This is a genomic window from Kitasatospora sp. NPDC056783, from assembly GCF_042789895.1.
In the GTDB taxonomy this organism is placed as follows: Bacteria; Actinomycetota; Actinomycetes; order Streptomycetales; family Streptomycetaceae; genus Kitasatospora.
The window spans coordinates 1-6,819 of the sequence record NZ_JBHUAF010000441.1; the positions used below are offsets into that span (position 1 = coordinate 1).

Here is a 6,819-nt window from a genome sequence, read left to right on the forward strand (position 1 = left end):
GGGTACAGGGTGAAGGCGTCCACCGGGGTGAGGTCGCCGTGCGGCCCGTCGAAGGTGTAGTAGGTGACCTTCATGGTGGTGGTGCCGCCGCGCTGGGTGCCCGGGTCGACGTCGAAGGCCGCGAAGCCGTGGGTGTGGGTGCGGTCCTGGACGGCGGCCCAGGGCGCGTCCTCGGCCACCCAGACCGACTCCCGGTAGGGCATCCCGGGCCGCTGCTCCTCCAGCCCGACGACCACCCGGCCCTTGGGCTGCTCGAAGAGGTCGTCCTGGGTGGTGGCGGCATTGCCGCCGGCCCCGATGATCATGTGGACGGTGCCCCGCCCGGTGTCGATCAGGTCGGTGCGGGTCTCGCTGGGCACCGGGGTGCGGGTGTCGTTGGGCAGGGTCCCGCGGACGGGGTGGGAGCGCTCGTAGTAGTGCTCGTGGCCGCAGACCACCAGGTCGACCCCGTGGGCGTCGAACAGCGGGCCCCAGGCCTCCCGGAGGCCGAGGTCGCTGCCGGAGCCGCTCACCGAGCTGGAGATCATCGGGTGGTGCATGCAGACCACGATCCAGTCGATCGCCCGGCTTCCCCTCGCCGCCTTCAACTCCCGCTCCAGCCAGCGCCGTTGGGCTCCGCCGGAGTAACCGCGCAGATAGATGTCGCCGGAGTTCTGGATGGCCTCGTCGTCGTTGGCCAGGCTGATGAAGCGCACCGAGCCGACGGTGAAGGCGTACCACATGCCGCGGGTCTCCTGGTCGGCCGAGGCCGCGGAGTCGGGCAGGGAGAAGTAGGCCTGGTAGCCGAGCGCGCCGATCGGGCCGTTGCCGCCCTCGCCCTCGTGGTTGCCGACGCAGGGCATCCAGGGCCGTAGCCGGGTCGAGCGGCTGTTGCCGATGAACCAGTCGGCCCACGTCGCGGTGCGGCTCATGCCGTGGCGTCCGGAGTAGGAGGAGTAGCAGAGGTCGCCGTTGACGAGGTTGAACAGCGGCCCGACGCGTTCGACGGCCGCGACGATGTCGGCGGCGGCCGAAGAGCCGACCTGAGTGCTGGTGTACACCGGGAACCGGCCGAGCGGGGAGGGCACCCCATTGGGGAAGTCGACCTTGCGGCGGAGGTTGGGCGTGCCCTGGTCGCCGAAGCTGGTGAAGGTGAAGGGCGCGCGGCCGCGCGGGGCGGTGGTGAAGGTGCCGGTCTCGGGGGTGGCACCGTCATGGCCGGCGCTGTACAGGTAGGTGGCGCCGGGGCGCAGACCGGTGAGCCGGGCGTGGTGGACGTACACCTCGACCTTGTCGATCGAGTCCCGGTAGGTGCGGGTCTCGGCGTCGACGACCCGGCCGAGGCCGCCGTCCGGCGTGCCGTAGCGCACCTGCGGGCGGCGGACGGTCTGCGGGGTGAGCCAGGAGACGGTCATCTCGGTGCCGGCGTCGGTGCCGAACTGGAGGTGCAGTCCGATGACGCCGGCCGTTCCGGCGCGGTGCGGGGTGGCCTGGAGCAGTGGACTCGCGGGGGCGTCGTCGGCCGGTCGGGGGGGCGCGGGGTGGGGGGGCCCCCCCCCCCCCCCCCGCACCCCCGCCGCGCCCCCCCCCCCCCGGGGGCGTCGTCGGCCGGTCGGGCGGCCGCGGGTTGCGCGGCCGCCACCGGACCCGCCGTCACCAGGGCGGCTCCGGCCACCGAGGTGCCCTTGAGGACGGACCTGCGTGGGATGGTCATGGAAGCTCCGCCTGTCGAGTGAGGGGTTCGACGGCCAGTCACTTTAGCGACATGAACATCTAAAAACGATCCCTTTCACAGGCTTCGCTCCCGGGCACGGCCAGGAGGGCCTACGGCTTGCGGCCGACTCCCCCGTACAGTCCGATCTCGCCCGAGCCCGAGCCCGAGCCCGAGGCCGAGCCCGAGGCTGCCGCCGAATCAGGGTGCCAGCGGTTGATCAGGACGATGCCCGGATCGTCCAACTCCAGCCCGGTGAAGAAGCGTTCGACGCGCTCGCGGGAGCGGAAGTGGAGCGTGATCCCGGCCTCCGCGTAGCGGCGGACGGCGGCGTCGACCCGCTCCGGTGCGACGTCGGCCGTCCCGGCGGACAGCGCGAGGAAGCTGCCGGCGGGCAGGGCGTCCAGCAGCTTGCGCACCGGCGGGTGCGCGGCCTCGTCGGAGAGGAAGTGGACGATGTTGACGAGGGTCAGTGCGACCGGCTGGGTGAGGTCCAGGGTCGCGACCACGCCCGGGTCCTCCAGGAACAGCTCCGGCTCGCGCAGGTCGCCCTGGACGTAGGCGGTGCGGCCCTCGGGGGTGCTGGTGAGCAGCGCGCGCGAGTGGGCGAGCACGATCGGGTCGTTGTCGACGTAGACCACCCGGCAGGACGGGTCGACGGCCTGGACGACCTCGTGCAGGTTGGGCGCGGTGGGGATGCCGGTGCCGACGTCCAGGAACTGGCGGACGCCGTGCACCTCGGCGAGCCGGCGGACCATCCGGTGCATCACGGCGCGGGCGGCGGTGACGTCCGGGCGCACCCCGGGCAGGTCGGCCATCAGTCGGTCGCCGACCTCGCGGTCGGCCGGGAAGTTGGTCTTGCCGCCGAGGAGGTAGTCGTAGACCCGGGCCGAGTGCGCCCGGTCGGTGTGCAGGTCCACCGGCGGCCGCTCCTCGAAGCCGGGGTCGGTCAGCCAGCTGTCCGACACACCGCCGAACGGCACGTCGTCCTCCGGAGTGTCGGTGTCCGGTATGTCGGTGCCCGATGCGTCGGTCTCCACGCTCGTCCTCCCCAGTTCGGCGTTGGTCCGGACCACTCAACCACAATGGGTGATCGTCCGTCAGGCGGATTCCCCTGTCCGGTGAACCTATCCTTCCGCATCCCGGACGGCCGCGGCGAAGGAGGGTACCTTCATCGCCGTCAGCAGCGCGAGGGCAGGGCCGGCGGTGCAGACGGTGACGTACGCGGGGATCACGCCCAGCCAGTGCCGGCCGCCCAGCCACTCGGCGAGCAGCGGGAAGGTGCCGCCGAACGCGGCGATGGTGGCGGCGTTGACCACGCCGAGGCCGACCGCCCGCACCTCGGTCGGGAAGAGCAGCCCGGTGAAGACGTTCAGGGTGCCCAGCACCGTCGCCACCAGCATTCCCAGCAGCACGGCGACGGCCTGGAACGGCAGCCAGCCCTGGCGCAGCCCGGCGAGCAGGATGCCGACCAGCGGGACCGGCAGCCCGAAGCCGATCCGGGCGACCGGCAGCAGGCCGAAGCGGTCGGCGGCGGCGCCGGTGAGCAGCATGGTGACCAGCACCACGCCGAGCACCACGGTCATGAAGGAGGCCGCCTCCTCCTTGCCGATCACGTGGTAGGCGGCGGCGTACTGCGGCAGGTACACCAGCGCGAAGTAGTAACCGACCGTCCCGCCGAGGGTGTTGAGGAAGACGGTGAGCACCGCCCAGCGGTGCTCGCGCAGCGTCCGCAGGAACGGCGGGCGGGCGGTGTGCCGGGCGCGCTCGCGGGCGCGGTGGAACTCCTCACTCTCCGGCGCCCGCCGCCGCACCCAGACGGCGGCCAGTCCGAGCAGCGCGGCGACCACGAAGCCCCAGCGCCAGCCACCGTTCTCCAGGCCGGACTTGCCGAGGGTGCGGAGCAGCAGGGTGAGCACCCCGAAGGAGAGCAGCGAGCCGAGGATGATCCCGCCGTAGGAGACCGAGCTGAACGCGAAGCGGTGGCGCGGCGGGGCGGTCTCGGTGACGTAGGCGGCCACGCTCGGCGCCTCCCCGCCGAAGGCGAGGCCCTGGACCACCCTGGCGACCACGGCCAGCGCCGCCGCCCAGGCCCCGATGCTCCGCTGGCCCGGGACGGCGGCGATCCCGAGGCTCGCGACGGCGATCACGGCCATGCCGAGGCTCAGCGCGAAGCGCCGTCCGCGCGTGTCGCTGAGCCGGCCGATCAGGTACGAGCCGACCGGCCGGGCGACGAAGCCCACCGCGAAGGTGACGTACGCGCCGAGCACGCCGCTGACGCCGTGCTTGCCGTGCCCGAAGAGGTCCGCCGCGAAGTAGGGCGCGAGGACGGCGTAGATGTTCCAGTCGAAGGACTCGACCACCGATCCGACCGTCGCGGCGGCCAACTCCCGCCGCCGACCGCCGACTTCCACCCGCTCACGGAGCGGGGCCACCGCACTGCTCTCTGTCATGGCCTCAGCATGGCACCGTTGCTCCCGCCGCGGAATCACACCTCGCGGCCGGGCGCGACCGAGCCGTCCGGCCGCGGGTGCGCCCGGGCCCCGGCGCGGGGTGCTTCGCCGGGGCCCGGGGGTCCCGCGGTGGGACGGCGGCCTGGTCAGCAGCCGAAGTCGACCTTGCGGAAGGTCACGTAGTGGTCGGCGGTGTAGTAGTCCTCGTGGTACTGCTTGCCGGTGATGATGCGGCGGGTGCCGCGGGTCGGCGCACCCGGGGTGACCACGGTGTACTCGTGGTAGTAACCGGTCGACTGCGAGGGCAGCACGCCCTCCCGGTTCTGGAAGACGACGCCGTCCTGGCTGTACGGGAAGGGACCGCCGGAGGCGATCAGGCCGAGGGTGGTGTGGGCCTGGGCGGGCAGGGCGGACAGGCACACCGAGCCGCTCACCGCGGCGTGCGCCTCGGTGGCGACGGCGATCGGCGCGAGGGTGACCAGGGCAACGGCGGCGGTGGCGGCGACGCGGGTCTTCCACGCGCGTAGAGTTCGGTTCATGACAACCAGGATGACGACCGGGCGGAGCCATCGGAAGCCCCGTTCCGACTCTTCACCTCCGGTCAACTCGGCGTACCCTCAGGTGCCTTGACCTGGTCAGCCACCGGGTTCGGTTCGCGGACTCAGCCGCGCGGCAGCACCAGCGACTGCACCGAGGACAGCTTGCGCCAGTCGCTGGAGACGATGCTCGCGTGCGCCTTCGCCAACTGTTCGGTGCGGGCCCGCGCCTGGTCGGCCGTCGGGTCGGTGTTGCTGATCGCCGGGGCGACCAGATGGGCGTCCGTCATCACCAGCAGGTAGTGGGCGTTGTCGTACCACCCGGTGTCGATGGTGTTGACGTAGGTGGAGGCGTCGCCGTCGAAGACCACGAACCAGGGGCGGATCGAGGCGTCCGGGCCGGTGTACCGGGCGCGCGGGTCACCGGTGGTGGCGCCGAGCACGGACGGGAACACCTCGGCCTGGCCGATCCGGCCGGCCGCCGCCAGGTCGCGCAGGTGCCGGCCCTGCTCGACGTCGGTGTGCAGGGTGTCGAAGGGGTTGCCCAGCTCCACGGTGCCCGGGATCGCGTACAGCAGCACCTTCCCCGCCAGCGCCGAGCGGCTCGGCCAGTTGCCCGCCCGCACCGCCTCGTCGACGCTCGGGTACGAGCCGCCGCCGGGCTTGGCCAGCAGGTCGGCCGGGCGCAGCACCGCGGAGCCGAGGTGCTGGGCGATCAGCTCGTCGAGCTGGTCGGGGCCCATCCCGAAGTCGGCGGAGTACCCCGGCTTGAGCTCCAGCTTGATCACCAGCGGTCCGGCGCCCGGGTGCGCGGCGAGCCAGACCCGGACGTCGTCCAGGCAGTTCTCCAGGTTCTGGTCGGCGCTGCCCGCGTACAGCTGCGCGGGGGTGCTCGCGGCGGTGCAGTTGTTGGAGTTGCCGAACGGGTTGGAGTGGCTGACCTGCCACTGCTTGGTCACGATGTTGGGCCAGAGGTCCAGTTCGATCATCCCGGTGCCGGTGTCCAGGCCCTGGGCGAGGTACCGGTAGGCGGCCGGGTCGTAGGTGTTGTGCAGGCCGACGGTGGTCGCGGAGCCGAAGGGCAGCTCCCCCGTGCCACCGGGGGTGGCGTCCGCCGGGGCGGTCGTGATCAGCGCCGCGGCGGCGGCGATCACGCCGGCGGCGAGGAGTCCGGTCAGGGTGCGGCGTGCGTTCATCGGAAACGTCCCCCAGGTCGTGGCCGTCGGCCGCCCTGGTCCCGGGCAGCCTGACGAAGCATCGCCCACCCGGGCGTGCCCCGGATGAAGAAGGCACGACAATAGCGTGACGACTGCACCGCTTCTCCTCCGCTCCCCTCCCCTTCCTCCACCCGATCCACATCCACCCCGCCCGCCACGCCCACGGCGGTGACGGAGCGTCATGGCGTTCGGGCTCCGGGTTAGCGTGGCCCGCGAGCAGGGTGCGGCGGCCGGTCCCGCACCGAGGTGCCAGCAGCGGAGGAAGCCGATGTCCCTGGTCCGGGTCCACAACTTCTCGATCTCCCTGGACGGCTACGGCACGGGCGAGGGCCAGAGCCTCGACGCGCCGTTCGGCCACGCCGCCGACCGGCTGCACGGCTGGTTCTTCCGCACCCGGACGTTCCGGCGGATGGTCGGCGAGGAGGGCGGCGACACGGGCGTGGACGACGCGATGGCCCGCGCCTGGGCCGACGGCATCGGCGCGGAGATCATGGGCCGCAACAAGTTCGGCCCGCAGCGCGGGCCGTGGCAGGACGAGGACTGGCGCGGCTGGTGGGGGCCGAACCCGCCGTTCCACACCCCGGTCGTGGTGCTCACCCACCACCCGCGCCCCGCACTGGAGATGGACGGCGGGACGGTCTTCCACTTCCTCGAGGCCTCCCCCGAGGAGGCGCTGCGCCGGGCCCGGGAGGCGGCGGGCAGTCTGGACGTGCGGATCGGCGGCGGTCCGAGCACCGTCCGGGCCTTCCTCGCGGCCGATCTGGTCGACCACCTGCACGTGGTCGTGGTGCCGGTGCTGCTCGGCCGGGGGGAGTCGCTCTGGGCCGGGCTCGAAGGGCTGGAGCAGCGCTTCCGCACCGAGGCGGTGTCCAGCCCGAGCGGCGTCACCCACCTCACCTTCACCCGGCGGTAGCGGGCGCCCC

General features: G+C 72.8%; 6 protein-coding genes. 1 reads left to right on the top strand and 5 read right to left on the bottom strand.

Features of this window, described 5'->3' with window-relative positions:
• The 5 genes from ACFRMQ_RS36205 to ACFRMQ_RS36225 all read right to left on the bottom strand — a co-directional run.
• The coding region (locus tag ACFRMQ_RS36205) for a purple acid phosphatase family protein (RefSeq protein ID WP_380735080.1) at positions 1-1,394 on the bottom strand (1,394 nt) is incomplete at its 3' end.
• A gap of 409 nt (positions 1,395-1,803) precedes the next feature.
• Positions 1,804-2,643 carry an SAM-dependent methyltransferase gene (locus ACFRMQ_RS36210; RefSeq protein ID WP_380735085.1) on the bottom strand — a complete coding sequence of 280 codons (840 nt, stop codon included), beginning with the start codon at positions 2,641-2,643 and terminating at the stop codon, positions 1,804-1,806.
• A 174-nt stretch (positions 2,644-2,817) separates the two neighbouring features.
• Positions 2,818-4,143: an MFS transporter gene (locus ACFRMQ_RS36215; RefSeq protein WP_380735081.1), complete on the bottom strand. Its 1,326-nt coding sequence runs from the start codon at positions 4,141-4,143 to the stop codon at positions 2,818-2,820.
• Positions 4,144-4,289: 146 nt separating this feature from the next.
• Positions 4,290-4,682, bottom strand: a complete 393-nt coding sequence (locus ACFRMQ_RS36220; RefSeq protein WP_380735082.1) for a ribonuclease domain-containing protein — start codon at positions 4,680-4,682, stop codon at positions 4,290-4,292.
• Positions 4,683-4,804: 122 nt separating this feature from the next.
• Positions 4,805-5,875: a phosphatidylinositol-specific phospholipase C domain-containing protein gene (locus ACFRMQ_RS36225; protein WP_380735083.1), complete on the bottom strand. Its 1,071-nt coding sequence runs from the start codon at positions 5,873-5,875 to the stop codon at positions 4,805-4,807.
• A 289-nt stretch (positions 5,876-6,164) separates the two neighbouring features.
• Between ACFRMQ_RS36225 and ACFRMQ_RS36230 the strand changes: the two genes are divergently transcribed.
• Entirely contained in the window at positions 6,165-6,809 is a 645-nt protein-coding gene (locus ACFRMQ_RS36230; RefSeq protein WP_380735084.1) for a dihydrofolate reductase family protein, read from the top strand.
• Positions 6,810-6,819: the final 10 nt, after the last annotated feature.

Excerpts from the sequence above, each read along its gene's own strand:
- ACFRMQ_RS36215 (WP_380735081.1), bottom strand. The coding sequence starts at position 4,143 with ATGACAGAGAGCAGTGCGGTGGCCCCGCTCCGTGAGCGGGTGGAAGTC.
- ACFRMQ_RS36220 (WP_380735082.1), bottom strand. The coding sequence starts at position 4,682 with ATGAACCGAACTCTACGCGCGTGGAAGACCCGCGTCGCCGCCACCGCC.
- ACFRMQ_RS36225 (WP_380735083.1), bottom strand. The coding sequence starts at position 5,875 with ATGAACGCACGCCGCACCCTGACCGGACTCCTCGCCGCCGGCGTGATC.
- ACFRMQ_RS36230 (WP_380735084.1), top strand. The coding sequence starts at position 6,165 with ATGTCCCTGGTCCGGGTCCACAACTTCTCGATCTCCCTGGACGGCTAC.